Origin of the sequence: Alteromonas sp. MmMcT2-5 (assembly GCF_022348315.1) — a bacterium.
Taxonomy (GTDB): Bacteria; Pseudomonadota; Gammaproteobacteria; order Enterobacterales; family Alteromonadaceae; genus Alteromonas; species Alteromonas macleodii.
The window spans coordinates 158,772-184,036 of sequence record NZ_JAKRFB010000001.1 but is presented as its reverse complement, the minus strand read 5'-3'; the positions used below and the strand labels follow the sequence as shown (position 1 = coordinate 184,036).

Annotated in this window: 23 protein-coding genes; 3 read left to right on the top strand and 20 right to left on the bottom strand. The window is 46.0% G+C overall.

The features are described from left to right. Positions 1 to 8: 8 nt before the first annotated feature. The 20 genes from flhA to MHN09_RS00750 all read right to left on the bottom strand — a co-directional run bounded on the left by flhA (position 9) and on the right by MHN09_RS00750 (position 21,986). On the bottom strand, positions 9 to 2,108 hold the full coding sequence (flhA, locus tag MHN09_RS00845; protein WP_039224872.1) for a flagellar biosynthesis protein FlhA: 2,100 nt from the start codon (positions 2,106 to 2,108) through the stop codon (positions 9 to 11). A gap of 434 nt (positions 2,109 to 2,542) precedes the next feature. Next, positions 2,543 to 3,667, bottom strand: a complete 1,125-nt coding sequence (gene flhB, locus MHN09_RS00840) for a flagellar biosynthesis protein FlhB (protein ID WP_239238619.1) — start codon at positions 3,665 to 3,667, stop codon at positions 2,543 to 2,545. Positions 3,668 to 3,673: 6 nt separating this feature from the next. After that, positions 3,674 to 4,453, bottom strand: a complete 780-nt coding sequence (gene fliR, locus MHN09_RS00835) for a flagellar biosynthetic protein FliR (RefSeq protein ID WP_239238617.1) — start codon at positions 4,451 to 4,453, stop codon at positions 3,674 to 3,676. Between the two features lie 12 nt (positions 4,454 to 4,465). After that, complete coding sequence (gene fliQ / locus MHN09_RS00830) at positions 4,466 to 4,735, bottom strand: flagellar biosynthesis protein FliQ (protein ID WP_012517675.1); 270 nt, start codon at positions 4,733 to 4,735, stop codon at positions 4,466 to 4,468. 8 nt (positions 4,736 to 4,743) lie between these two features. After that, entirely contained in the window at positions 4,744 to 5,499 is a 756-nt protein-coding gene (gene fliP / locus MHN09_RS00825; protein ID WP_014948641.1) for a flagellar type III secretion system pore protein FliP, read from the bottom strand. After that, on the bottom strand, positions 5,492 to 5,944 hold the full coding sequence (fliO, locus tag MHN09_RS00820) for a flagellar biosynthetic protein FliO (protein WP_014948640.1): 453 nt from the start codon (positions 5,942 to 5,944) through the stop codon (positions 5,492 to 5,494). The genes fliP and fliO overlap by 8 nt, the downstream gene beginning before the upstream one ends. Before the next feature lie 28 nt (positions 5,945 to 5,972). Then, entirely contained in the window at positions 5,973 to 6,380 is a 408-nt protein-coding gene (fliN, locus tag MHN09_RS00815) for a flagellar motor switch protein FliN (protein ID WP_014948639.1), read from the bottom strand. 17 nt (positions 6,381 to 6,397) lie between these two features. Continuing rightward, positions 6,398 to 7,456, bottom strand: coding sequence for a flagellar motor switch protein FliM (gene fliM / locus MHN09_RS00810; protein ID WP_014948638.1), 1,059 nt, complete (start codon positions 7,454 to 7,456; stop codon positions 6,398 to 6,400). Between the two features lie 27 nt (positions 7,457 to 7,483). Continuing rightward, the gene (gene fliL, locus MHN09_RS00805) at positions 7,484 to 8,023 is read right to left on the bottom strand and encodes a flagellar basal body-associated protein FliL (RefSeq protein WP_014948637.1); all 540 of its coding nucleotides are present in this window, start codon (positions 8,021 to 8,023) and stop codon (positions 7,484 to 7,486) included. 227 nt (positions 8,024 to 8,250) lie between these two features. Continuing rightward, the gene (locus MHN09_RS00800; protein WP_239238615.1) at positions 8,251 to 10,569 is read right to left on the bottom strand and encodes a flagellar hook-length control protein FliK; all 2,319 of its coding nucleotides are present in this window, start codon (positions 10,567 to 10,569) and stop codon (positions 8,251 to 8,253) included. Between the two features lie 351 nt (positions 10,570 to 10,920). After that, on the bottom strand, positions 10,921 to 11,367 hold the full coding sequence (fliJ, locus tag MHN09_RS00795) for a flagellar export protein FliJ (RefSeq protein WP_014948635.1): 447 nt from the start codon (positions 11,365 to 11,367) through the stop codon (positions 10,921 to 10,923). A gap of 72 nt (positions 11,368 to 11,439) precedes the next feature. Further along, positions 11,440 to 12,774, bottom strand: a complete 1,335-nt coding sequence (gene fliI / locus MHN09_RS00790; protein WP_239238613.1) for a flagellar protein export ATPase FliI — start codon at positions 12,772 to 12,774, stop codon at positions 11,440 to 11,442. Beyond that, entirely contained in the window at positions 12,767 to 13,549 is a 783-nt protein-coding gene (fliH, locus tag MHN09_RS00785) for a flagellar assembly protein FliH (RefSeq protein ID WP_239238611.1), read from the bottom strand. The genes fliI and fliH overlap by 8 nt, the downstream gene beginning before the upstream one ends. Before the next feature lie 39 nt (positions 13,550 to 13,588). After that, positions 13,589 to 14,629 (bottom strand): flagellar motor switch protein FliG, encoded by a 1,041-nt coding sequence (gene fliG / locus MHN09_RS00780; protein WP_014975903.1) that lies wholly within the window; start codon positions 14,627 to 14,629, stop codon positions 13,589 to 13,591. Positions 14,630 to 14,641: 12 nt separating this feature from the next. Beyond that, positions 14,642 to 16,336 (bottom strand): flagellar basal-body MS-ring/collar protein FliF, encoded by a 1,695-nt coding sequence (gene fliF, locus MHN09_RS00775; RefSeq protein ID WP_014948631.1) that lies wholly within the window; start codon positions 16,334 to 16,336, stop codon positions 14,642 to 14,644. A gap of 12 nt (positions 16,337 to 16,348) precedes the next feature. Then, complete coding sequence (gene fliE / locus MHN09_RS00770; RefSeq protein ID WP_014997639.1) at positions 16,349 to 16,684, bottom strand: flagellar hook-basal body complex protein FliE; 336 nt, start codon at positions 16,682 to 16,684, stop codon at positions 16,349 to 16,351. A gap of 241 nt (positions 16,685 to 16,925) precedes the next feature. Further along, positions 16,926 to 18,263: a sigma-54 dependent transcriptional regulator gene (locus MHN09_RS00765; protein WP_039224852.1), complete on the bottom strand. Its 1,338-nt coding sequence runs from the start codon at positions 18,261 to 18,263 to the stop codon at positions 16,926 to 16,928. A gap of 16 nt (positions 18,264 to 18,279) precedes the next feature. Further along, complete coding sequence (locus MHN09_RS00760) at positions 18,280 to 19,422, bottom strand: ATP-binding protein (protein ID WP_239238609.1); 1,143 nt, start codon at positions 19,420 to 19,422, stop codon at positions 18,280 to 18,282. A 136-nt stretch (positions 19,423 to 19,558) separates the two neighbouring features. Beyond that, entirely contained in the window at positions 19,559 to 21,022 is a 1,464-nt protein-coding gene (locus tag MHN09_RS00755; RefSeq protein ID WP_239238607.1) for a sigma-54 dependent transcriptional regulator, read from the bottom strand. A 163-nt stretch (positions 21,023 to 21,185) separates the two neighbouring features. Then, positions 21,186 to 21,986 carry a flagellin gene (locus MHN09_RS00750; RefSeq protein WP_239238604.1) on the bottom strand — a complete coding sequence of 267 codons (801 nt, stop codon included), beginning with the start codon at positions 21,984 to 21,986 and terminating at the stop codon, positions 21,186 to 21,188. Between the two features lie 232 nt (positions 21,987 to 22,218). On the opposite strand from MHN09_RS00750, the gene pseB reads away from it, so the two are divergent. The 3 genes from pseB to pseF all read left to right on the top strand — a co-directional run bounded on the left by pseB (position 22,219) and on the right by pseF (position 25,264). Further along, positions 22,219 to 23,220 carry a UDP-N-acetylglucosamine 4,6-dehydratase (inverting) gene (pseB, locus tag MHN09_RS00745; protein ID WP_239238601.1) on the top strand — a complete coding sequence of 334 codons (1,002 nt, stop codon included), beginning with the start codon at positions 22,219 to 22,221 and terminating at the stop codon, positions 23,218 to 23,220. Then, a complete protein-coding gene (gene pseC / locus MHN09_RS00740) occupies positions 23,217 to 24,380 on the top strand; it encodes a UDP-4-amino-4,6-dideoxy-N-acetyl-beta-L-altrosamine transaminase (RefSeq protein ID WP_239238598.1) in 1,164 nt (387 codons plus the stop codon). The genes pseB and pseC overlap by 4 nt, the downstream gene beginning before the upstream one ends. A 179-nt stretch (positions 24,381 to 24,559) precedes the next feature. Beyond that, positions 24,560 to 25,264, top strand: a complete 705-nt coding sequence (gene pseF, locus MHN09_RS00735; RefSeq protein ID WP_239238825.1) for a pseudaminic acid cytidylyltransferase — start codon at positions 24,560 to 24,562, stop codon at positions 25,262 to 25,264. Position 25,265: the final 1 nt, after the last annotated feature.

Genomic DNA, 25,265 nt, shown 5'->3' with positions numbered 1-25,265 from the left:
GTGTCAGATTATTGACCGACCGAACTGACTATTTTTATTTGTTTGTCGTCAGGCACTTCTTGGTAAGACAGAACATGAAGCCCAACAACCGAATATTTTAAGAAGCGAGACAGAACGGGTCGTAGCATGCCTGAGGTAAGGAGTACTGCAGGCTCTCCTTCTAACTCTTGCTGCTGACTGGCTTGCTGCAATGATTTTTGCAGCTTGTCTGCCAGACCTGGTTCTATGCCAGCGCCATCTTCGCCACCTGCTTGAAGTGACTGGTGCAACATCTGTTCCAACTCTGGCGCCAAGGTTATGACAGGTATCTCTTTTGCACCTTGAGTAATTTCTTGGACAATTAAACGTTTAAGGGCAATACGCACTGCAGACACTAAAACATCGGGGTCTTGGCTGCGCGTGCCGTACTCACTGAGTGTTTGAACGATTGTACGCATATCGCGAATAGGCACACCTTCAAACAATAAGGTTTGCAGTACCTTCACGACGGTGCTTAACGGAAGGATGTCTGGTACTAACCCTTCAACCAGTTTCGGATGCTGTTTGGCAAGCATATCAAGAAGTTGTTGCGCTTCCTCGTGCCCTAATAATTGATATGCATTGTTAGAAAGTAATTGGCTTAAATGGGTCGCTACAACGGTCGCAGCGTCTACAACTGTGTACCCAAGGGTTTGTGCATGCTCCCGTTTGTTGGGCTTAATCCATACTGCGTCTAAGCCAAACGCGGGGTCTTTAGTGGCACGCCCTTCTAATTTACCGAACACTTGCCCTGGATTAATAGCAAGTTCTTCATCGTGACTGATGATGGAATCCCCAATCGTTACGCCTAGCATAGCGATGGTGTAAGTGTTGGGCTCTAAATCCAAGTTATCGCGAATGTGGACAGGCGGAATAAGGAAACCCAGCTCTTGCGATAGTTTCTTACGTACGCCTTTAATGCGCGTCAACAACTCGCCACCTTGGGATTTATCGACAAGAGGAATTAAACGATAGCCCACTTCCAATCCGATGGTATCTACCTGCTGAACATCATCCCAGCCAAGCTCTTTCACTTCAGGCGCAACCGATTCATCTTTTACCACATTGTCTGGCACTTTGGGCTCTGCGGCCTTTCTCTTTTCTTGGACCGACTGCCAGTAAGCAAAGCCTGCAATCAAGAATGAGAACCCTAAGAATGCGATATGAGGCATCCCAGGAATGATACCCATCACAAATAGAACGCCCGAGGCTATATAAAGAGCTTGATTATTACCAAGCTGACCGCGGATTTCTTTGCCCATTTCCTGAGTCTCGTTTTCACGAGTAACGATAATGGCTGTAGCGACCGAAAGTAACAATGAAGGAATTTGCGCCACCAAACCATCACCGATGGTCAATATGGTGTAGATTTCTATAGCGTTACCGAATGAAAGCCCGTGCTGAATCATGCCGATAAAAAGACCACCAACAATATTAATTAGCATGATGAAAAGGCCTGCGACCGCATCACCCTTTACAAATTTTGACGCACCGTCCATCGACCCGTAGAAATCCGCTTCTGCGGTAATCTCTTCACGGCGTTTACGTGCTTGATCTTGATCTATATACCCTGCATTTAAATCAGCATCTATGGCCATTTGCTTACCGGGCATAGCATCTAACGTAAAGCGAGCGCTTACTTCTGAAATACGTCCTGCGCCTGCGGTTACAACTTTGAAGTTGATAATAAGAAGAATGGCGAAAACAACAATACCTACGGCGTAGTTACCACCAATCACGACCTCACCGAAGGCTTCGATAACTTTACCTGCTGCATCGCCGCCTTCATGTCCGTAAAGTAAGACAACGCGAGTAGAAGCCACGTTAAGCGCTAGTCTCAATACGGTAGCGATAAGTAACACCAAGGGGAAAATGCCGAAATCTACTGGACGCTGGGTAAGTACAGCCACCAAGATAATGACTAGCGACAACGCAATATTAAAGCTAAACAGCACGTCCAGTAAGAATGGCGGCATAGGCAATATAACCATGCCCATAATTGCCAAAAGGACGATGGGTGCGCCTAAACCACTGGTAAAATTTTGCAGCTGATTTTTATCGAATCGCTGAAGATAACCGGATAACTGCATGGCTTGGTGTCTCTCTATCAGAAAATTGACGCTTTATGTGAATCTTCTAGTGAGTTTTCAACTAACGTGCCAGCTTTGTGTTTTACGCAAAAGTTATCCAAATCTGAGCTGTAATCATGCGTGATTACTGTCTACAGTGACTTGTATAGAGCGATTAAGATTTTGTATCCGAGGGACATACGAACAGTTTATAATTACGTCACTATTCCTAGGGCCTACTCTTCGTTTTAAAAGGATTATTCATGGTAGTACTACAAAACCGTGTTGCAACGTTTTGTTGGGTCAGCCTTGTCATCATGCTGACTTTTAGTCATGTAGCTCATGCATCTAAACAACCTAACTTACGGACAGCGTGTGGAGAATTTGCTAGCTGGTTGGGGGCACATACCTATGTCCCACCTTCAAAGTCAATTTTAACCCATTTAGCGGTTGGGTTAGTGTCGGTACTCTGGTGGGATAGGCAAATCCCGTTTAAGTGGCTTAGGACGTTTGCCCTTACCTGCTCTATGCGCTTTTAACTGATAAACATGTGCGAGCACCTGCGCTACCGCCATAAATAAAGCGTTAGGAATTTCATCGTCCACTTCAGTGGAGTAGAAAATGGCTCGCGCTAACATGGGTGAAGGGATCAACGGCACATCGTTGGCGGTAGCAATTTTTCTGATGTGCATCGCTAGCTCATCAGCACCTTTCGCGACCACAACCGGCGCCCTTACCCCCTTCTCGTCATATTTAATAGCAACAGAAAAGTGAGTAGGGTTGGTCACGACAACGTCTGCTTGTGGTACTTCCTGCATCATGCGCTTGGTTGCAGCCTGATATTGCAGACGGCGAATTCGGCCTTTAACCATAGGGTCGCCTTCCGCATTTTTCCGTTCGTCTTTAACCTCTTGCTTGGTCATCTTCATTTCTTTGTTGTGCTTATACATTTGATAAGGCACATCAATGAGCGCGATAGGGATCATGCCGCACACCAGAATAAGAAACGCCCACTTAAGCATGTCGAGTGCGTGAAAGATGTTTCCCGGATAAAGCTCCATATCAAGGTGGAGCGCTTCATCTTCAAAGAACAGTAACGCCCCAATTGCCATGCCGATAATGGCTACAACTTTCGCAATAGACTTAAGTAACTCTACCAAGCCGTTCATGCCAAACATGCGTTTGAAGCCTTGGATAGGGCTCATTTTTGAACCCTTAGGTTTTGCACCTTCCCAGGTAAAGTTAAAACCGCCAAGGGCGATAGAGCCGTAAATGCCCGCTATCATTGCCACAACCATGTATAGCAGCACGGCAGGACCTACTGCCGAAAAGGCTTCACCCCATGCGCCAAACATGTGGGTGATATCATAGGTTTCGTCACGAGAGAGAATGAACATTCTCTGAGTAAGTTTAAAAAAAGATTCAGCAATCCACCCGCCCACAAACAAGAACATAAAAGCACTGACGATAAGTACTAGGGTCGTAGAGAGTTCACGGGATCGGGCTAGCTGCCCTTTTTTTCGGGCATCTTCGAGTTTTTTCCCCGTGGGGTCTTCTGTTTTTTCGCTTGAATCTGCCATTTTTTCCTACGAACAAATATTCAATAGTTCACACATAAACTGTTCGGCTCTAAACCATTGGGTTTCGAAGTGTACAGTAAAGTTATCTAGTGTTATCCAAATAATCAGTAGTCCCATTACCTGAGCAATGGAAAAACCAATACTAAAAATGTTTAGCTGTGGTGCAGCTTTGGTCATTACGCCAAACGCCAAGTTCACGATAAGCAGCGAGACGATTGGCGCAAGGGAAAGGGTCACTGCCGATATGAACATCCAGCCGGCCCAATGGGCAATATCGCGAAACTGTTCACCGGTCCACCATGCTTCGCCTATGGGAAACGCCTCAAAGCTCATGACTATCATTTGGATCATGGACAAATGCCCATCCAAAGTCCAAAACAACAAAGTCGCCAATATCAGATAAAACTGGCCTACCGCCGGCACGTTAATACCATTGACTGGGTCAACAATAGACGCAAAGCCCAAACCGGTTTGCATTGCTATAACTTGGCCAGCAAGCACAAAGGTATTGAGCACCATCATTGATATAAAACCAATAGCAATGCCTATTAGCAACTGCTGAATAACAATTAAGAATGTGCCCACATCGACTAAATTTTCTATGGGTGACGGGGGAACCACCGGCATGATAATCAGTGTCAGCATTACGCCTAACAGCGCTCTCACCTGCGGTGGTATTGACTTGGCACTAAGTCCAATCATGGCCACAAACAAGCCGCTAATGCGCATAAACGGCAGCAGCATGTCCGCAAGAAATTGATTAATGGTCGCGAGTTCGACTTCCACAGCTTTAGCCTTCTATCCCACAACCTGCGGGATCATATCAACCATTCTGAAAGTAAAGTCCATAAGCTGTTGCACCAACCAGTTTCCGCCCCAACTCAACGCGAGAAGCGTAACAAGTAAGCGCGGTAAGAAGCTCATGGTTTGTTCGTTGATACTGGTAGCGGCCTGAAATACAGCGACGACTAAGCCCACGATCAAGCTTGGAACAATAACCGCAGATACCAACACGATAACCATGAACATGGCTTCCCGGAGTATTTCTACAAAGACTTCTGGTGACATAAGCCCTCCTAGACGCCCATACCGAAACTGGTCGCCAACGTACCGAATATCAGGTTCCAACCATCAACTAACACGAACAGCATGAGTTTAAACGGCAAGGATACAATCATAGGTGAAAGCATCATCATACCCATGGCCATCAATATAGACGCTACCACCAAGTCAATGATGAGAAAGGGAATAAATAGCATAAAACCAATTTGAAACGCGGTTTTAAGTTCACTGGTTACAAATGCGGGAATAAGGATGGTCAGCGGTACTTCATTGGTGTCAGCGTATTTTCCTTCGTCTCCGGCTATCCGTACAAACGTTTCTAAGTCTTTAACCCGTGTTTGCGAAAGCATAAACGCGCGCATGGGGCCTTTGGCTTGTTCAAGAGCGTCTAAACTGGTGAGTTGCTCGTTAAGATAGGGCTGCAGAGCCCGCTCATTCACCTCTTCAAACACCGGCGCCATAATAAACATGGATAGAAACAAACTAACGCCAATGAGTATCTGGTTTGACGGTGATTGCTGTAAGCCAATCGCCTGACGCAGAATAGACAACACCACAATAATACGCGTGAAAGAGGTCATCATCATGATAAACGCAGGAATAAGGCTTAGCGCTGTCATGATAAACAGCGCTTGAAGCGTCATCGTGTAGTCTTGAGAACCATCTTGATTGGTTGTCACCGTGACTGCAGAAATCCCCTGTTGAGCATAGGCGGGCTCAACAAGAAGTAATAAGGGCAGTATTAAAAGTAGCCAGGCAAACTTACGCATCTCTCGACTCTTCCTTTGTTTTATTCTTTTCTATGTTGGGATTGAGCTTTCCCGCCATGGCAGCAACGAGCTTTTGTTTAAACGCATCGGCGCCATTTTGCTGCTCGCCTGTGGTTTTGTTCACACCTTTCACAGGCACATCGAGATTCTTATCCAATTTGCTTAAATGAGAGATGTTGTGACTGGTTACACCAATGAGGTGCTGCTCTTCACCTACCTGAATCACCATAATTTTTTCTTTTGTGCCAACAACCATGCTGGCCGCGACTTTCATTTGATTTCCACCCATCGCAGTGACATTAAATCGACGCATCACATAAGCGAGAGCGAAAATGACGCCAACAACGACAAGTAAAGAAAGGAAAATTGACAGTACCGACGTGGGATTGGTGATTGACTGGGTCGACTGCGCGACGGCTATCTGGCTAAATAACAGGGGCAGCATTGCGCAACCCCTTACTTTATAAGAAGTTTTATCTGAGCTTCTTGATTCTCTCAATTTGACTAATAACATCCGTTAATCGAATACCGAATTTGTCGTTGACCACTACTACTTCTCCATGAGCAATCAACGTGCCATTAACTAATACATCTAGTGGCTCACCGGCAACACGATCCAGCTCCACCACAGAACCCTGGTTCAACTGTAGCAGATTTCGGATACTTATTTGACTACGACCGACTTCCATCGAAATAGTCACAGGTATATCTAGAATGGTATCTAGCTTTTTCTTTTCTTCTTGCGTAATCGGCGCGTCGTCAGTTAATTCGTCAAGTTCAGCAACTTGTACGTCTTCGTTATCGCCAGCCTCTTGTTCCGCTTCAGATTCGGCTTGTTCGGCCATTGCCGCTGCCCAATCGTCCATACCGTCTTCACTCATGGGAACTCCCCTCTACCTTACAGGTCTTCTTCGAGTACTTGCAGTTCTGCGTCATTATCAATAATGCGCCCACCGCGGGTTAATAACTGTAGCTCAGACTTCACTGAAGTCGGTCTTGCAATCTTCTCTACAATTTTCAGTGCCAAATTGTCGCGACTGCGACCTAATTTAGCCCTGAATGTGGGTAAATCTTCAATTAATACTGTGATGGTTTCTGGCATCTCCACAGGGATGATATCGCCAGGTTTAAACTCCATCACATCGCGAAGCGGTACATCAACGTCTAGCATATGCGTAGTTAACGCCACCTTAACGTCCATGATTTCATCGCGAAGGGCCTTACTCCAACGTAAGTCTGTATCTTCTTTATCGCTTTGAACACCTGCATCAAGCAATTCGCGAATGGGCTCTAACATTGAGTATGGCAAGGACACGTGGAAGTCGCCACCGCCGCCATCTAGTTCGATATGGAACGAGCTGATGACCACCACCTCGGTCGGGCTCACAATGTTCGCCATCGCAGGGTTTACTTCTGAGTCCAAATATTCAAACGACACATCCATGACCGGTGCCCAGGCTTCTTTATAATCTTCAAAGATTATTTTAAGCAGCATCTGGATAATACGGCGCTCCGTTGGCGTAAACTCCCGGCCTTCAATCTTCGCATGATAACGTCCATCACCGCCAAAGAAGTTGTCTACCAGAATAAATACCAAGCGGGCTTCCATGGTGATAAGTCCCGTGCCTTTAAGCGGACGGAAACGCACCATGTTCAAACTCGTTGGAACAAATAACGTATGAATATATTCGCCAAACTTGATCATCTGAATACCGTTAATCGATACTTCAGCTGAACGTCGCATCATGTTGAACAAACTCACACGCATGTGACGTGCGAAACGTTCATTAACTATTTCAAGCGTAGGCATACGCCCACGCACAATTCTGTCTTGCGAGGAGAAGTCGTACTCGAGCGTAGAAGCATCAGAGTCGCTGCCGCCGACCTCTTCTTCTTCTACATCATCTACCCCGTGTAATAGGGCATCGATTTCATCTTGAGATAATAAATCACTCACCGTCTTCTACCTTACTTAGTCAATGCATTACTGCATGACAAACCCAGTGAACAATACGCGCTCAACTACATCGCTGCCCGTAATGTCCTTTAATGCTTTTTGTACTTCAGTTACTGCCTGCTCGCGAAGCTCAATTTTACCGGCTTCGGTAACCAGATCGTCTGCGTTTGAAGTACTAAAAGCCTGTAGTAATGTCCCTTCAATTAGCGGTATATGCGTCTTCGCCAGCTCTTCATTGTCAGAACCGCGCACAAGCAACTGCACTTTTATCTGAACCAACCTGTCTCTTCCTGCGCCCGGCACGTTAAAAACAAATGGTCGCGGCATCGCTACGTAAAGCGCAGTGCCCATTTCAGCTTTCCCTGCTGCTGATGCTGGTGCGCTCGCAGCCGCTGCGGCGGCATCAGTCTCTGCAAGCTGTTCGGCTGCTGGCTCATCACCGCCTGCAAACAATAAGAAATAGGCAGCTGCACCGCCTCCTAAAAGAACCACAGCGATAATGATGATCAACATCATTTTGCCTTTCTTTTTACCGCCTTCTTCTACTTGTAATTCTTCTTCAGCCATGTGTAACTCGTCAGTAATGCTCGGAAAAAACGTATTATCAAGGTTCCGTCAAAAATGGCAATGCCATTATTTGAGGAAAACAATATGTGTACGGGTAATTTTTTGCGTCTTCACGCTTCCTATTACCCTCTAATATCACCTACTGCTCACTCCTTTCATTCAAAACATAGCAGCGTTTACGTATTCTCTCTATGCGACCTATTGGTAATAATTCATACGGGATGTGGTTAAGCGTAAAAGTCTATGCCGCCCTTGTCCGCGCGCGAAATCGACTGCTCAATAACCCGCATGCCATCCGTGTCGTCTACACCGTCATTTTCTCCACGATCCCCAGCTCCCTGACCTTGGTGACTGTTTCCTGCAAGTTGCTGGCCATTTTCTTGACCAGAAGAATTATCTTTCCTAACTTGGGCGTCGCCTAACTCAATACCTTGTTCTGAGAGCATATCCCTTAGCTTAGGCATAGCATCGGCCAACGCATCTTTAGCTTGCTGTGATTGCACAACAAAGCTCACGCTTGCAGCGTCACCCGCCACATTTACTCTCACCTGCATACTGCCAAGCTCGGGAGGATCTAAGCGAATTTCAGCCATGGTATTTCGCGCATTAACCATCCAGCGAATTTTCTCACTAAGCTGCTGCTGGCCGTCGCTCTTATGAATATTGACCGCTTTATCAAAACCTTCAAACTGCTGCTGAGTTTTTGACGCTTCAGCGCGAAGCTGAGAGTTTTCCTGCATAACCGATTCAGTTGGATTGACCAATCCAGCAATTGCGTGTTGAGCACTTGCTTGAGTTTGCGTCATCAAATTTAAGAATTGACTGGCTTGACCGTCTACACGCGCTGTCATTGAAGCAACCACATCAGCACTTACCGCAGCATCTTTTGCGGCATCGGCTACAATAGTTGATAAATCAATGCCAGGCTCTCTACCTTGCTGGACTTGTTGCTGAAACTCGTTAATGCCAGCGATAATGTTAGCCTTCACCGCTTGTTGCTGTGCACCACCAGGCAGAGCCGCGACTACACGCTCTGCAAACGCTTCTGTTGCCTTTTGCGCGCTTTGTGGCGATAGCTCACTTATCGCTGAAAGCAGGTCGCTTGAAATTTCTGTAGCACCAAAAGAATCAACTACCTTGGTTTGCTCGCCGCTGTTATCAACGTTTGACAGCCCCTCAGACGATACTGATTTAGCGTCGCTTGATGCTGCTGTATTTACCGCCACGCTGCCGACAACAGCTGCCTCTGAAGTTAACTCGGCCAATAACTCTTGAGCCTCGGCGAGATTGTCATCAAGAGATTTTGCCTGAATATTGTTAAGTTCATCTGCTAGTAGACTTAGTACGAGCGATTCATCGGCCGATTTTTTGCCGCTTTCAGATAGCCCATTTAACGTTTCTAACATACCGCTTAATGCATTTGCGGCTTCAGTGTCTGACGCTAGACCTTGTTCGGGATTTTCTGTGTGCTCAGTCTGCATGAGCTTGGCAATTAATGCTGAAAGCTCATTGTCATTTTTTACTTTTTTATCTGAATTAGTATTGATATCGGTTTGCGCATTTGAAGACGCATTGTTTGCTTCACTATCACTTCCACTCTGTTGATTGTTAGCGTTGCCACCAATAAGAAGTGAAGTTAGTGCAGTGAGTGTTTGTTGTGCTTCAGACGACAGGGATTCGATGGCTAATTCACCATCATTGTTACTATTAAGTTGCGACAAAAGATGAGCCATGACCGATGGCATATCGCTCGCATCCACATCCTCCGGAAGCTTCCATAGTTTTCCGCTTTCTTTTATAGATACGACGTTAACTGCCTCGCCTGCAGCTTCAGAGAGACCCTTATCTTCTGTGGTACCTGATTCACCTGAAGATTCATCACTTTTTCCAAAACGATTGGCTACCGTCTCAACGTAGGCAATCCAGTCTGGCTCGCCATCGTCTTTGCTTGGCTTTCCGTCTGGCGTGCCAGGTGAGGTGATAACGCCAGCTTCGGTATCTTTTTTGCCACCTTCGCCAATCACAAACTGAGTGTCGGTTACGCCTTTTTGCTCCACGGCACCTTCAGCATCATCAATGGCCAAATTGGTATTTTCTTCACCGTCAGTCGTGGGCTGCGTTGTTGTTGCTGAGTCTTGTGCAAACTCTTGTGTTCCCTGCGTTTCGTTTTCTTCTAGATTCGCATTATGATTGGCAGCTTCAGACTCAGCTGGAATATCTGTCACTTCGTCACGAACAGGTAAATCTGTATGTCCCGCATCGCGGTCTTTACCATTTTTGATCGTGTCACTGGAGACTGAAGATTGGGGAGCCGCTCTGTCCGAACGGTTTGCTGTTCGAGATTGAGCAACCTGATCTTCTTTTTCGTTTAAAACAAAATCTGACTTGGTCGTTTTCGCGTCTTGATAAAGTCGGTTAAATGCTTGGTTATTTTCATTGTTCGCTTGTTGCTGAGTTCCGATACCCGTTCCAACGGCTTTCGCCGTACCAGAAGCAGAGAATGGTAATGCGGCAATGTCTGTTTTATGTGCGGCAACTTGTTGCATATTGTCCTACCGTCCTACATTTAAATCGTCTTTCACCAAGAAGACGTATTGAGATGCGAATGATTCAAGTGGCGTTTTATTACAAAAAACTTGATGCCATTTCATCGCAAACCCACCAACGCTTACTTTAATTACAATCACTTAGCATTGCTTAGTTAGCATGCATCGCTATGATTTTTCGCTACGGCCTTAAGTCGCCCCCGCTGAACTTCAAACGCGATACTGTGTGATGAAACTCAAAGAAACGATGATTTACCGTAGTAGCGATTGCAAAGTAATTACGTCGCGCTAGTACATTATGAAATGGTTTTTGCAAGGGTTGAGCCAAAGTGGCAGAGGCTCGACTAATTATCAGAAAGGCGAGCGCTTAGCTCTGAAAAATCGTTGGGTAGCAAACTCATCCATCATGGCTTGCTCAGCTCTGGCTTCTTTTTTCTGCTCTGCCAACTTTTTCTTATCTAGCAACAAGGTAACAGCTTTCACTTTTTGTTGTTGCTTTAACCACAGTTGCTTTCGCTGATCCGCAGCCATTTGTGCACGAGCAATCACTTGCATCTGTTGTTCGCATGCTTTATCCAGTTTTCCAACGAAGGATAAATGCTGCTGATAATAGGTGGCGGTAACACCTGCTTGACCGGTTTGTTGAATACCTTTTATGTAGTCAATGCGGTACTGCTCAAGACTGGTTAGCTTTTGCTTTTGCTGATTAACGTTCTGTTGGGCCTGTTTGTAGTATCGGGCTTCTCGCTGCTCTTTTTCGCGCTCGAATTCAGCTAAACGTTCTAGTTGTTTAGACATTATGCGATACCTTTTGGAAAGTTGATGACTTCTGGATCATAGCCAAGCTAACTTGCATTGCAGCGCTATACATTAGCCTTGCCCCAGCCCTTTAGCCAGTGCAGCCATGCCTTCTAAGCTCTCATCATACGGTATGACTTGTTTCATCCCTTGCTGCAATAAAGCGTTGATTGCAGGCTCTGCGCGAATTGCCAGATCAATACGCGGGTCTGATCCTTTCGCATAAGCGCCAATAGAAATGAGGTCTTGGTTTTGTTTGTAGTTTGAATAAACCTGACGAATACGGCGCGCCATCAGTTGATGCTCGTCACTCACTACCATGGGCATTACACGGCTTATTGACGCCTCAATATCGATAGCGGGGTAATGACCGCTGTCAGCAAGTGCACGCGACAAGACCACGTGACCATCTAAAATAGCGCGAGCGGCGTCGGCAATGGGGTCTTGCAAATCGTCACCTTCGGTTAGCACCGTATAAAAAGCCGTTATAGAGCCCTGTCGCTCGCTGCCGTTACCTGCACGTTCTACTAGTGCGGGCAGCCGAGCAAACACCGAAGGCGGATAACCTTTTGTGGCTGGTGGCTCACCCACAGCTAATGCAATCTCACGCTGCGCCATGGCATAGCGAGTTAACGAGTCAATCAGCAACAGCACCTTCATACCTTTGTCGCGGAAGTACTCAGCAATCGTTACCGCAGTTTCACATCCTTTCAATCGCATAAGCGGCGAAGTATCGGCTGGCGCTGCCACTACAACCGCCCGTTGGCGTTCTTCTTCTGTCAGTATTTCGTGGATAAACTCTTTTACTTCTCGGCCACGCTCACCTACAAGCCCAACCACGACCACATCGGCTTCACAGCCTCGGGTCATCATGCCAAGTAGCACACTTTTACCCACGCCACTTCCTGCAAAAAGCCCCATACGCTGACCAACGCCAACCGTATTTAACGCATTGATGGCACGTACGCCAACATCCATAGGGGTGTTGATTGGACGGCGAATGAGCGGGTTCATAGGAGGACGCGTAGTGGGAGCTCGCGCTTCGGCATTGATTTCACCCAGTCCGTCAAGGGGCTGACCGTTGCCATCGACCACACGACCCAACAGTCCCATACCTACCGGCAAACCGCTTTGCCGGTTTAACGGCATAACGCGACTCCCTGGCACAATACCGCGAACCGCTTCAGTGGGCATCAAATAGGTAATATCATCACCAAAGCCAACTACTTCAGCTTCTATTTCGCCTTCGATGGTTTGCACTAAACATTGACTGCCCACCGGCAGCTGGCAACCTACAGCTTCAAGGGTAAGCCCTATGCCCCGGACTAATTTCCCCGCCGCAACAACGGGTGGCGATGTCACTTGTTTAGTAAGTGATTCAAAATGGGCATGCCAAGGGCTAGTCATCAGACAAACCTTGGTTCAATAAGAACTTATCGATAACGTCTCGGCATCGACGTTCAATCGACACATCTACGGCATTTTGCGCAGTGGTAATGTCACAGCCACCGCGTTCCATTGCTGGTGCTTCAACCAAATTCCAGCCTTTTTTGGTCATTTCCTCTTCACCAAAATGCGCTTTTACCAATTCAATATCTTCAGGATTCATATGAATTTGATAGTCAGCTTGATTAATTGGTAGCGCTTTAATACCTTCGCTTAACGCCTGCATTATAACCTGTTGGTTAGTACTTACCTCTGTTTTAATAACTGCTTTTGCAAGAGTAACGGCGAGTTTTACCAATTGATCTCGGGTTTCATCGTTGGCTTGCGAGAGTGGGTCGTGAAATTTTTCAGCAAGCATTTGCCACACTTCGGCTTGTGCCGTCATTTGCTGGCGGCCTTCTTCAAGCCCTTGTTCAAGCCCTTCGGTGTGACCTTGCTCTTTACCTTCCGCTAAACCTGCTTCAAGGCCTTGCGCTTTCCCTTCTTCAAAGCCTTTTTCTTTGCCTTCCTGGTAGCCTTCATCATACGCAGCCTGACGGATAGCTTCTATTTCTTCAGCGGTCGGGGGCTTAACCTCTTCTTCAACTTCAGGTGGTTCATACTTCCAGTCTGAACGTTTGTTTAACGCGTTGGTGGGTTCGTTATCTCGCGGTGCAGTAGGGTCGTCAACGAACGGTAAATCCCATTTCTTAGCTTCGTTTACTTCGTTTTCGCTGAAACTTCTTTTGGTCGTCATATTTTTACCTAGACTCAATGAGTGACGGAGTTAACGTTCCTACAGGAACTCTTCGCCACCGCCACCACCAAGCATAATTTCGCCAGAGTCAGAAAGTCGACGGGCAACAGAAAGGATCTCTTTCTGCGCTGTTTCCACTTCACTAATACGCACAGGACCAAGCGCTTCCAAATCGTCGTTAAGCATTTCAGCAGCACGCTTAGACATATTGCGCATAATTTTGTCTTTAAGCTCTTCGTCAGCACCTTTAATGGCTTTAAGCAGCGCGTCTTGCTGTACTTCGCGCAGTATGGCCTGAATACCCTTGTCGTCTACATCGACTAAATTGTCGAATACAAACATCAGGTCTTGAATTTGCTGGCTCATCTCTTCGTCTTGCTCGCGAATAGCATCCATCAACTGACCTTCTATCGCGGTATCTAGGTAGTTCATAATGTTCGCTGCAGACTTCAAGCCGCCCATTTTGGCTGCTTGTGTACCCGCTTGACCTGCAAACTGTTTCTCCATGATTTCGTTCAGCTCTTGTAGTGCAGCCGGCTGAACTTCCTCTAGATTTGCTATACGCATTAGCAAGTCGAGTCGCACTTTTTCAGGGAACTGCGCCAATATTTCAGCACTTTGTTCAGGCTCTAAATAAGACAATACGATAGTTTGAATCTGCGGGTGCTCATTGCGAATAATGCTGGCTACTTGCTTAGAATCCATCCACTTCAATGAGTCTAGGCCTTTTGCTCCGCTTCCCATCAGGATTTGATCAATTAGGTTTGCGGCCTTATCTTCACCTAACGCGGCTGTGAGCGCACGTTTAACAAAGTCTTGGCTTTGGAAGCCAATGGTACTGTAATTCTGAATTTCTTCGATAAAGTGCTTATGAACCGCCGTAATTTTGGTTTGCGTCATATCGTCCACTTTTGCCATTTCAGTACCGAGCTTTTGTACTTGCTTGGGCTCTAAGTGTTTCAATATCTGGGCGGCGTCTTCTTCAGAAAGACTCAGCAGCAAGATGGCCGCTTTTTCTACGCCTTCTAATTTACTGACGTCGTATGACGGCTCGTCAACATTGGCAAGTTCTTCAGCCATAATCTTATCTCACTACTCGTCTTGCATTAACCAGCCCTTCACTACTTGGGCTGATAACTCAGGTTCATTGGCCACAAGGGCACGTACGGCTTTAAGTACATCTTCATCTTTGTGCAGGTCAGGCAGCATGAGTGAACCATCTGGCGCAAAACCTACCTGTCCTTCGTCAAAGTCAGACGTTAACATGCTAATGGTGTCGTCGCCTAAATCTAAGCCTTCGTCTGCATCAAATTCATCGGCGTCGTTCGACTCATCAGGATTAATAAGACGACGTAGCATAGGACGAATCACGAAGATGATAAGCACTATTATAACCAAGCCACCAACAACTAGCTTAAGAATTGGTAGAAATCCGGGCTGCTCCCAAATAGGCGCGTCTTCAATTTCCCCTGCGTCCATCCGAGTAAAGGGCACGCTTACAACTTCTAACGAATCACCACGGGTAACGTCAAAGCCAATGCCGCCCTGTAAAAGCCTACGTATGTTGAGAATCTCTTCTTGTTTACGCGGTGTTGGCGTCATCGCACCGTCTTCACCCGCAACTTGGGTATAGTCCACCGCCACAGATACACTTAATCTGCGAATAACCCCGGTCTGTTTCTTGGTATGACTGATAGTGGTATCAAGTTCGTAGTTGCGTGTTGATTCTTTCGCTGTGCGCCCCGGCATAGTTTGTTGACTGCCGCCCACAGCATTTTCTGGAATATTAGAATCTAACGGAGGCTGATTAGACAGTGCACCAGGAATACCGCCAACACCGCCACCTACGCTGTTTTCTTCCATTATCATTTCACTGCGAACCGCAGGTAAATCAGGATTGTAGCTACGCTGTGTTTGTTCCATAGCTGTAAAGTCCATGGTAACGTCAGCTTGTGCTGTGTAGTTACCTATGCCCAATACAGGAATCAATATCGCGTCAATTTTTTCTAAGTACTCTTGCTCACGCTGGCGCTCAATCTCGTATTCTTTTCTGGCACGAGCACTCATAGAATCTTGAGAGCCTGAGTTAAGCAGACGACCATTGCTGTCTGTTACGGTTACCTTAGACGGCTCCATGTTTTGCACTGCAGACGCAACGATATCGACAACAGCATCAACCTCTTCACCTGCAATAACGGCACCGCGCTTAGCCGTTAGTACAACGGTTGCCGACGCTTTCTTCTCTCTTCGCGCAAATACGTTCTCTTTAGGCATAGCTAGCAAGACACGGGCTTTTTGAATACTTGCGATATCTTCGATGGTAGCCGCGATTTGTTGCTCGCGGGCGTGTTTTAAACGTTCCATCTCAACACGCTGGCTTACACCAAAACCCATATCCTGCATAATGATATCGGTACCGGCATCAGAGGCCTTTGTTAGCCCTTGGCGGGTCATGCCTAAACGGATGTTTTGGAATTCGTCACTTCTTACGTAAACAATATTGCCTTCAAGCTTATAGTCGATTTGGTTCGCATCCATATAATCGAGGGTTTCAATAAGCTCTTGGGTTTCCATTTTCGCAAGGGGGCGGTAATCAGGTTCTTGCGACCAAATAAGAATAAAAATAGCGATGGCGACGCAGATTACCAAAACGACCACAAGGGCCATTTGGCGCATCATGTCAGCGCTGCCTAAGGTGTCCATAAAACCAGATTTGTTTTCTGGCTCATTGTCCACTGCTTGATTCTGATCAGGAACCGTAAGGTTTGTACCTGTAGCTTCAGCCATAACCTACTCCACCTATACCGGCATATTCATTATTGTTTTATAGGCTTCGAGTACTTTGTTACGCACTTGAACAGTGGCTTCAAAAGCAATGCCCGCTTTTTCTTTCGTCAGCATAACTTGCGCTAAACTTAAACTTGGGTCGCCCATTTCAAAACGTTGCTGTGCATCTTTTGACTCAAGCTGCATGCCGTTTACACCATCTACCGCATTCTTAAGCATGGTCGAGAAATCACTGGCCGAGCTATTAACTTCACTAAGCGGCTGCTGTTGAGGCTCATTAACTTGAAGACGAGTTTGCCCAATCATGTTCTGCATTTCTTGATACAAACTATTGGCTTTAACGTCCATAACCACTCCTAGTGCTTTTTCGAGACCGCCTGAACATCGGCGTATAACTTATGTATAGAGGGGATTTAGCAAAGGGCTTGCCAACTTTAAAAAACTATATATATCAACAGGATACATCAAAAGAGAGAGGGTTAGCCAAATTTATGGCGTTTGACTTAGTGTGAGCAACAAAAAACCGCCGCCTTCTTTACTACAGAGGCGACGGATAAGGACGAGGAAACCGAAAGTGTAGAAAGCGACCTTATGCGGGCACTTCAATACCGTCTTCGCGCATGCGCGCTAATTTGTAACGAAGGGTTCTTGGACTAATGCCGAGCTTTTCTGCCACATCTTTACGCTTGCCGTTACACGACACCAATGTATCGAGGATAATTTGGTGTTCTTGGTAACGAAGCTCAGACCCTAACCTATTTTCTTCAACATGCTCTTGCAGTGTTTCAACAGGTGCCGTCATGTCTTCGTCAATCATTAAATCGCTGGCGTCGATTTCATTGTGTTCACATAAAATAAGCGCCCGTTGAACCACGTTTTCTAGTTCGCGAACGTTCCCTGGCCAGCTGTATTGTGACAGCTTATTGCGTGCTGCTGCGCTTAACCTGATAGTACCCAGCCCTTGAGAACTAGCGTGACGCTGAACTAGATGCTCTGCGAGAGGGACAATATCACCCGGACGTTCCGATAGCGGGCGCCACTCAATAGGGAATACATTTAAGCGGTAGTACAAATCTTCTCTGAACTCTCCCGCATCCACTGCTTTTCTCAAATCTCGGTTACTTGTAGCAATTACACGGACGTTGAGCTTAACGGTTTTACGTCCGCCAAGACGCTCTACTTCGCGCTCTTGTAACACGCGTAGCAGTTTAGCTTGAAGCGCCAAATCCATCTCGGTTATTTCATCAAGTAACAGCGTACCGTCTTGGGCTTGTTCAAATTTACCCGGGCACGCTTGGATTGCGCCGGTGAACGCACCTTTTTCGTAACCAAACAAGGTCGCTTCTAGCATGTTCTCTGGTATGGCTGCACAGTTGATGGCGACAAATGGCGCATCACTTCGCGGCGACTGATCGTGAATATAGCGAGACAGCACTTCTTTACCAGAACCGCTTGGTCCCATTACCATCACAGTGGCGTCCGACTTCGCGACTTTGCGAGAAAGCTCAAGTAACTTCAAGCTTGAAGGGTCAGCAACAATAGGCGTGCGTGACTCTATTTTTTGAGCCGGCGCGTAGCGTCCCACTAAATTAAGCAGTACTTCTGGGGCAAACGGTTTGGATAGATAATCTGTTGCGCCATCGCGCATTGCCTGCACGGCATCATCAATAGTGGCATAGGCTGTCATCAATAGCACCGGCATATTGGGGTACTTAGTTTTGATACTTTTAAGTAGCGTTAAGCCGCTCATTTCGCCCATTTGAATATCGCTTACCACTAAATCGACGGAGCGCGAAGATAGCACCATTAACGCTTCTTCAGCGCAGTCAGCAGCAACAACCTCATAGTTACCTAACAGAAGGGTGTCTAGGAGTGCTTCGCGTAAACCGGCGTCATCTTCAACAATTAAAATGGTAGTTTTAGACATTATTCTCTCCTATGACCTACGCAACATGAGTCAATGTTTGTGAAGATTGAGCGTTCACCACACACGGCAAAGACACACTAAAGCACGCCCCACCTTCTGGCATATTTGATACGCTAAGCAAACCGTTGTGGGCGTGTACGACGGATTTAACCACCGCAAGACCAAGGCCCGTGCCATGAGTTTTAGTTGTGAAAAACGGTTCAAAAATTTTGTTTTTGAGTTTATCCGGTACGCCAGGACCTTTATCTATAATAGCCACATGCAAACGTTCATCAGACACTGCAGTTTCTACGTGCACGCACTCCCCTTTCGGAGTAACTTGGCTCGCGTTGTGAACAAGGTTTAATAACGCGCCTTGAAGCGCTGTAAGATTACCGGTAATAGATACGTTTTTATCGAAGCCGCTAAAAGTTAGCGTTTGCTGTGCTTGAGCCGTCATGGTTTGGGCACTGCCTTCAATTGAAGTAAACAACTCTCCCAAGCTAATTTGGCTGACCACTTGTTCTTCCCCTGACTTAGCGAAAAGCAGCATGTCGTTAACCTGACTCTCTAGCTCTTTAAGCCTGTCAGTTAGCTTGTTTGCAAATTGAGTTTGTGCTTCTTGTCCCAAGCCTTTGCGCATTAAATTAGACGCATAGAGCATGGCCGCAGAAAGAGGCGTACGAATTTGGTGAGCAAGGGATGCCACCATTTTTCCAAGAGAAGACAGGCGCTGCATATGACTCACGCGTGCTTGCAGCTGCCGCGTTTCGGTTAAGTCGGTAATAACAATTAATTGCCCAGGCTCATTTTCTAATGGCGTGATAGAAAGCTTCACTCGGCGACCGTCAACAAGTGAGACTTCATGGCCGTCATCAGCGCGAGGCTTGAATGAGCGCGTGATAATACTTCGCCACACTTCCTCTTCCAGCGGTTCACCTAACAGTGCTTTCGCTTGTTCATTGGCTTGGCGCACGATCCCTTTACCGTCTATAACGATAACGCCAGCAGGCATTACCTGAAGTAAGTGCTCAAGCCGACTCGCCTGCAACCGTAAAGACGAAATATCGTCACTGCTTGAGGGGTCGTATTCATCACGAGATATCGCATTATCAATACTATCTAACGCATAGCTTGATGTTGAGTACTCAGTTGATTGTGGTGTGCTGTCAAAAGCCATATTGCCCTCGTCAAATTGCAGACGCTGTTAAACTATGACTTAGATAAAGCAGAAGATGTGCCAATTCATCATTGGCTTATTTTTCAGTTAGATAGGATGAAATTATAGAGGAAAGCGCAACGTCAATTACCTGACATTACGCTTCTTCAGTACGTTGAATATCGTACTTCCGCATTTTCTCGACAAGCGTTGTTCTGCGCATACCAAGTTTGTCGGCAGCTCGAGCCACCACCCAATCTTGATTGTCTAACGCCTGTCTAATGAGGTTTACTTCCAACTCGGAAAGGTACTCTTTGAGATTAACCCCTTCTTCAGGTAAAGATGAAGAAACCATTCCGTTCAGACCCTCATGGCTTTGCTCGTTAAGGTCTTCTTCTGGCTCTTGCGCGGCCGCTTCAGCAAAGAGTGCATTGAATGCTTCACGCTCAAGAATTTCTTCTGGATAATCAGGCTCGTAAGCCTGTACATCACCGTATTGATATTTCTCAGGTAAATCGGCGATATCAACGATTTGACCAGGATAAAGAATAGTTAAGCGTTCAACCAAGTTAGACAGCTCACGAACGTTGCCCGCCCATTCGTGCTCCATTAACGAGGCGATCGCTTGCTCGGTAAAGCGCACACCTTCCACCCCATCACCTTGGATACGACTATTTAGCTCTTGGAGCAGTAAGGGGATATCGTCTTTTCTTTGTCTAAGTGCAGGGCTATCAATTGGGAACACGTTGAGTCGGTAATACAAGTCCTCACGGAACTTGTCTTCACTGATCATGGTTTCCAAATTGCGGTGCGTCGCGGCGATGATGCGTACGTTACACTGAAGGGGCTTGTTGCCGCCTACGCGCTCGAAGGTACGCTCTTGTAACACGCGCAATAATTTAACCTGCATCTGAAGCGGCATATCACCGATTTCATCCAGAAACAACGTACCGCCTTCCGCTAACTCAAAACGGCCTTTACGCGCGCTGATTGCGCCAGTAAACGCGCCTTTTTCGTGACCAAACAGCTCGCTTTCCAGCAGTTCGCCAGGAATGGCACCGCAGTTTACCGGAATAAATGGCCCGTCTTTACGTTCAGATAAAAAGTGAACGTTACGCGCTACTACCTCTTTACCCGTACCGGACTCACCTAATATCAATACGGTGGCGTCGGTCGGCGCTACTTGCTCTACCAAACGCCTAACAATTTGAATTTGCTCACTCTTACCAATAAGGCTTCTAAACAATCGAGTTTTTGTGCCTGTAGCACGAGATAAACCGGGTTTGCGCCTTGAGTATTCTTGGCAACGATGTATAGCCTGCGTTAATACAGGGTAGGTTAACGGTGTAGCAATAACACTAACTAGATTGCAGCTGGCTGACGCTTGCGTATTACTTTCAACCAATGCAACAAATGGTATGTGTGGAAACTTCTCTACCAGATTACTTACAACAGTGGACGAACGGTGCTCGATAAGCACGGCATCAGCGCCACTTTCATGGAGGTATCCCTCGCATTCACTGAAGCCTCGTGACTGACACGATTCTCCCATGAAGGTAACGATAGTTTCCAAGTTTTGAATAAGTTCCTGATTATCACTAATCAGCAAAATGTTCTTCATCAATTCCCCGAGAACGCTTTGTTATTATGTCCAGTTTAGCGCATTTCTAAATTGTAACGACAAAAGATCGGAGCGCAACCGCTGTTTTGGGAAATATATCAATAAAAAAAGCAGGTTACCCTGCTTCTTTCGATTAAATTTAACCAAACCTGTAGAAAATAGCCTAACTCAATAATGAAAGTACTTGGCTTTGTTGCTGATTCGCTTGCGCTTGAACGGTGAGTGATGCTTGGCCTAAAACATCATTTGATGCCTGTTGTGATACCGCTTGGGCGTAGTCTAAATCTTGAATACGGCTTCGTGCTTCTGCGGTATTTACGTTAGCTTGCGTGAGTGAACGCGCTGCACTTTCGAAACGATTTTGCGTAGCGCCTAAATCGCCCCTGGCACTACCTAGTATTTCAATGGCAGAGTCTGCCGCGTTTAAGGCGTCATCAATGCTAGTGCCTGACGTAACGTCGATAGATAAAATATCATTCAACTGTGCAGCAACATCTTGCGTGTTTACACTTATTGATTGTCCCGCGCTTGAGCCTGATTGGAATTCGAGTGAACCATTTTCAGATAATAACGGCTTGCCGGCAAAATTCGTTTGCTCAATGGTTTGGGAGATATTCTCTTGTAATTGCGTAATTTCAGATTGGATAGCACGGCGATCGCCACTGCTCAAAACACCATTACCAGACTGTAAGGTAAGTTCACGAATGCGGTTGACATCGTCATTGATGCTGCCTAAGCCGCCCTCTGCAACCTGCGCCACCGAAATACCGTCGTAAACGTTGTTTAATGATTGGCGGTTACCTTCGACTTCTGAAGTTAATCGGTCGATGATTTGCTGGGCTGCTGCATCATCCATCGCATTGTTTACTTTTTTCCCTGATGCCAACTTCTCAAAAAGATTATTCTGCTTTTCTTGAACCTGGCCAAGTGGCAAACTACCAGAATCAGAACCAACTTTGATCATTACCAACATCCTCTCAAATTACTTTTGTAACAGTATAGTAAATAGGCAACCAAAAGGCGAGTGAGCGTTTGTATCGGACGTATCGTTTAATATACTCATTGAAAAACATCAAATATCAAGAGCTAATATTGGTCAGCGTTAACACCAGAGACTCTTTAAAAACTAATGGTTTATGGCAATACTGCCGACACATGGTATATTTAATTTACAACCATTAAAAAGCGAGCGGAGCATGTTCGACGGCAAATCTATTTTGATAACGGGTGGTACTGGGTCATTTGGTCATAAGTACACTGAAACATTGTTATCACGCTATAAACCAAAGCGCTTAATCATTTATTCTCGCGATGAATTGAAGCAATTTGAAATGCAGCAAAAATTCAATGCGCCTTGCATGCGTTTTTTTATCGGCGATGTGCGAGACAAAGACCGCCTTACCCGAGCAATGCAGGGCGTGGACTACGTTATTCATGCAGCCGCTATGAAACAAGTCCCTGCTGCTGAATATAATCCCACTGAATGTATCCGAACTAATATCGATGGTGCCGAGAATGTTATCAACGCAGCTATTGACAACTCGGTAAGTAAAGTTATTGCCTTGTCGACAGATAAAGCGGCTAACCCCGTAAACCTATACGGCGCTACTAAACTTGCCTCCGACAAACTATTTGTAGCGGCTAATAATATGGTGGGCTCAAGAAAGCCTCGATTTTCGGTAGTGAGATATGGAAATGTAGTAGGCTCTCGTGGCTCGGTTGTTCCTTTTTTCAAAAAGCTCATTGCAGAAGGTACAGACCATATTCCTGTTACACATGCAGATATGACCCGCTTTTGGATAACCCTTCAACAGGGCGTAGACTTTGTTTTAAAGAATTTCGAGCGGATGCTTGGCGGCGAAATATTCGTCCCTAAAATACCATCAATTAGAATCACCGATTTGGCCGAAGCTATGGCACCAGGTGTGCCTATAAAAATCGTGGGCATTAGGCCGGGTGAAAAGCTCCACGAAATGATGTGCCCTGGTGACATGGCGTTTCATACCTTCGAATATGAAGATCACTACGTCATTGCGCCCGCGATTAAATTTTTCCACCGAAGCAACGATTTCACGAAAAATGCGCTCAATGAAAGCGGCACGCATGTAGAATCAGGTTTTGAATACGTCTCAGATACTAATAGCCATTTTTTAAATATAGACGAGATAGCCTCATTCAACAACGAAGGTATTAAATGATCCCTTACGGTAAACAGCACATAGATGAAAGTGACATAGAAGCGGTAGTCTCCACATTGAAGTCGGATTGGTTGACTCAAGGGCCTGCGGTTCCGCGATTTGAAAAAGCACTGACTGACTACACGCATGCCGCTCATGCGGTGGCTGTCAACAGCGCCACATCTGCCCTCCATTTAGCATGTTTAGCCTTAGATATTAAAAAAGGCGACACAATATGGACATCACCTAACTCCTTTGTTGCTTCTGCTAACTGCGTAATTTACTGCGGTGCTAGCATAGATTTCGTAGATATCGATCCCTCTACTGGCAACATGTGCACTAAAAAGCTGGAAGAAAAACTATCTCTTGCTAAAAAACAACGCTGTTTACCTAAGGCGCTTATTCCTGTTCATTTTGCAGGTCAGTCCTGTGATATGGAAGCCATATCAAGGTTAGCCAAGCAATATAATTTTTATGTCATTGAAGATGCGTCTCACGCTGTAGGCGCGTCCTATAGAGACAAACCCGTTGGTTGCTGTGCCTATTCGGACATCTGTGTATTCAGTTTTCATCCCGTTAAAATAGTCACCACCATTGAAGGGGGAGCGGCGCTTACTAACAGTGAAGCATTCGCTGAAAAGATGCGTTTGGCGCGTAGTCACGGCGTGACATCTGATCCGGATAAAATGACTGAGTCGCCGCATGGCCCTTGGTATTACCAACAAGTAACGCTGGGTTACAACTACCGCATGAATGATGTCGAGGCAGCACTTGGCCTTAGCCAGTTAAAAAAATTAGACGACTATGTTGCCCGTCGAAATGCAATAGCAAAGCAATACGCTGCGGGGTTTGCAAACGAAGATTTCATTCAACCACTTGCTGTCAGCGAATATCGCTATAGCAGTTACCACTTATTTTGCATATTAGCGACACGCCTGACTGAAAGTACGCATCGACAGGTTATAGAGAATTTACGCGCGCGTGGTGTTTTTGCACATGTTCATTATATTCCGATCCATCTTCAACCCTTTTATACCGACCTAGGATTCAAAAAAGGCGACTTTCCACAGGCAGAAGACTATTATCGCCAAGTGATTACGCTGCCCTTGTTTCCATCACTCACTGATAACGAAGTACAATTCATCATTCACACCGTAAAAGAGGTGCTTAGCGGCGTGTAAGTGTATATATTATTGTACATTTTTATTCTTCCAATTTTGTTCGTCTGTTAAGTTTTGCGAGAACATACCGATATAGAATCAAGTGTTTCAATATAGCGGTATGATAAGAAACGAAAACTGACATTTTATGCAAAAACTCCAGCTAGAAGAGATTGAAACTAACTCGTTGAGGTGACCCTATTAACATTTGTATTATACCGGCGCGTGGTGGCAGCAAACGTATACCCCAAAAGAATATCAGAGCTTTTTGCGGCACCCCTATCATTGGGTATTCTATAAAAGCGGCGTTAGAAAGTCATTTGTTTGAACACGTGCTGGTTTCCACCGATGATGACCAAATTGCAGAAGTAGCACGGTCTATGGGCGCACAAACGCCTTTTATGCGGCCCGCTGCTTTGTCAGATGATCACTGCGCCACCTTGCCAGTAATTCAACACGCTATCACTTGGGCTCAATCAAATTGGGGCAGTCTGGACTATGTATGTACGCTTTACGCCACCGCGCCTTTTGTGTCTTCACATGTCCTTACTGCTGCATATCAACAACTTATCGAACAACCTCAGAAAGAGTATGCGTTTGGTATTTGCCCTTTCCCGTCGCCAATTCAACGAGCGTTTAGGAAAACAACAAACCAAGGCGTCAAAATGTTTAACCCGGAGTATTTCAATACTCGCTCTCAAGATTTGGAAGAGGCGTTTTTCGATGCAGGGCAGTTTTATTGGGGTAAAGCTGATGCCTTCTTAAAGGGCCTCAATATGTTTGAAAATCACAGTTTGCCTATTGTCTTGCCGCAACATTTGGTGCAAGACATCGATACGTTAGACGACTGGGCTAGAGCAGAAGCAATGTTTAGAGCCAATAACAGCATCAAAGGAACGGCTTGAT

Bases quoted from the DNA above. Each gene is read 5' to 3' on its own strand.
- flhA (WP_039224872.1), bottom strand. From the start codon at position 2,108: ATGCAGTTATCCGGTTATCTTCAGCGATTCGATAAAAATCAGCTGCAA.
- flhB (WP_239238619.1), bottom strand. From the start codon at position 3,667: ATGGCAGATTCAAGCGAAAAAACAGAAGACCCCACGGGGAAAAAACTC.
- fliQ (WP_012517675.1), bottom strand. From the start codon at position 4,735: ATGTCACCAGAAGTCTTTGTAGAAATACTCCGGGAAGCCATGTTCATG.
- fliP (WP_014948641.1), bottom strand. From the start codon at position 5,499: ATGCGTAAGTTTGCCTGGCTACTTTTAATACTGCCCTTATTACTTCTT.
- fliO (WP_014948640.1), bottom strand. From the start codon at position 5,944: ATGCTGCCCCTGTTATTTAGCCAGATAGCCGTCGCGCAGTCGACCCAG.
- fliN (WP_014948639.1), bottom strand. From the start codon at position 6,380: ATGAGTGAAGACGGTATGGACGATTGGGCAGCGGCAATGGCCGAACAA.
- fliL (WP_014948637.1), bottom strand. From the start codon at position 8,023: ATGGCTGAAGAAGAATTACAAGTAGAAGAAGGCGGTAAAAAGAAAGGC.
- MHN09_RS00800 (WP_239238615.1), bottom strand. From the start codon at position 10,569: ATGCAACAAGTTGCCGCACATAAAACAGACATTGCCGCATTACCATTC.
- fliJ (WP_014948635.1), bottom strand. From the start codon at position 11,367: ATGTCTAAACAACTAGAACGTTTAGCTGAATTCGAGCGCGAAAAAGAG.
- fliI (WP_239238613.1), bottom strand. From the start codon at position 12,774: ATGACTAGCCCTTGGCATGCCCATTTTGAATCACTTACTAAACAAGTG.
- fliH (WP_239238611.1), bottom strand. From the start codon at position 13,549: ATGACGACCAAAAGAAGTTTCAGCGAAAACGAAGTAAACGAAGCTAAG.
- fliG (WP_014975903.1), bottom strand. From the start codon at position 14,629: ATGGCTGAAGAACTTGCCAATGTTGACGAGCCGTCATACGACGTCAGT.
- fliF (WP_014948631.1), bottom strand. From the start codon at position 16,336: ATGGCTGAAGCTACAGGTACAAACCTTACGGTTCCTGATCAGAATCAA.
- fliE (WP_014997639.1), bottom strand. From the start codon at position 16,684: ATGGACGTTAAAGCCAATAGTTTGTATCAAGAAATGCAGAACATGATT.
- MHN09_RS00765 (WP_039224852.1), bottom strand. From the start codon at position 18,263: ATGTCTAAAACTACCATTTTAATTGTTGAAGATGACGCCGGTTTACGC.
- MHN09_RS00760 (WP_239238609.1), bottom strand. From the start codon at position 19,422: ATGGCTTTTGACAGCACACCACAATCAACTGAGTACTCAACATCAAGC.
- MHN09_RS00755 (WP_239238607.1), bottom strand. From the start codon at position 21,022: ATGAAGAACATTTTGCTGATTAGTGATAATCAGGAACTTATTCAAAAC.
- MHN09_RS00750 (WP_239238604.1), bottom strand. From the start codon at position 21,986: ATGATCAAAGTTGGTTCTGATTCTGGTAGTTTGCCACTTGGCCAGGTT.
- pseB (WP_239238601.1), top strand. From the start codon at position 22,219: ATGTTCGACGGCAAATCTATTTTGATAACGGGTGGTACTGGGTCATTT.
- pseC (WP_239238598.1), top strand. From the start codon at position 23,217: ATGATCCCTTACGGTAAACAGCACATAGATGAAAGTGACATAGAAGCG.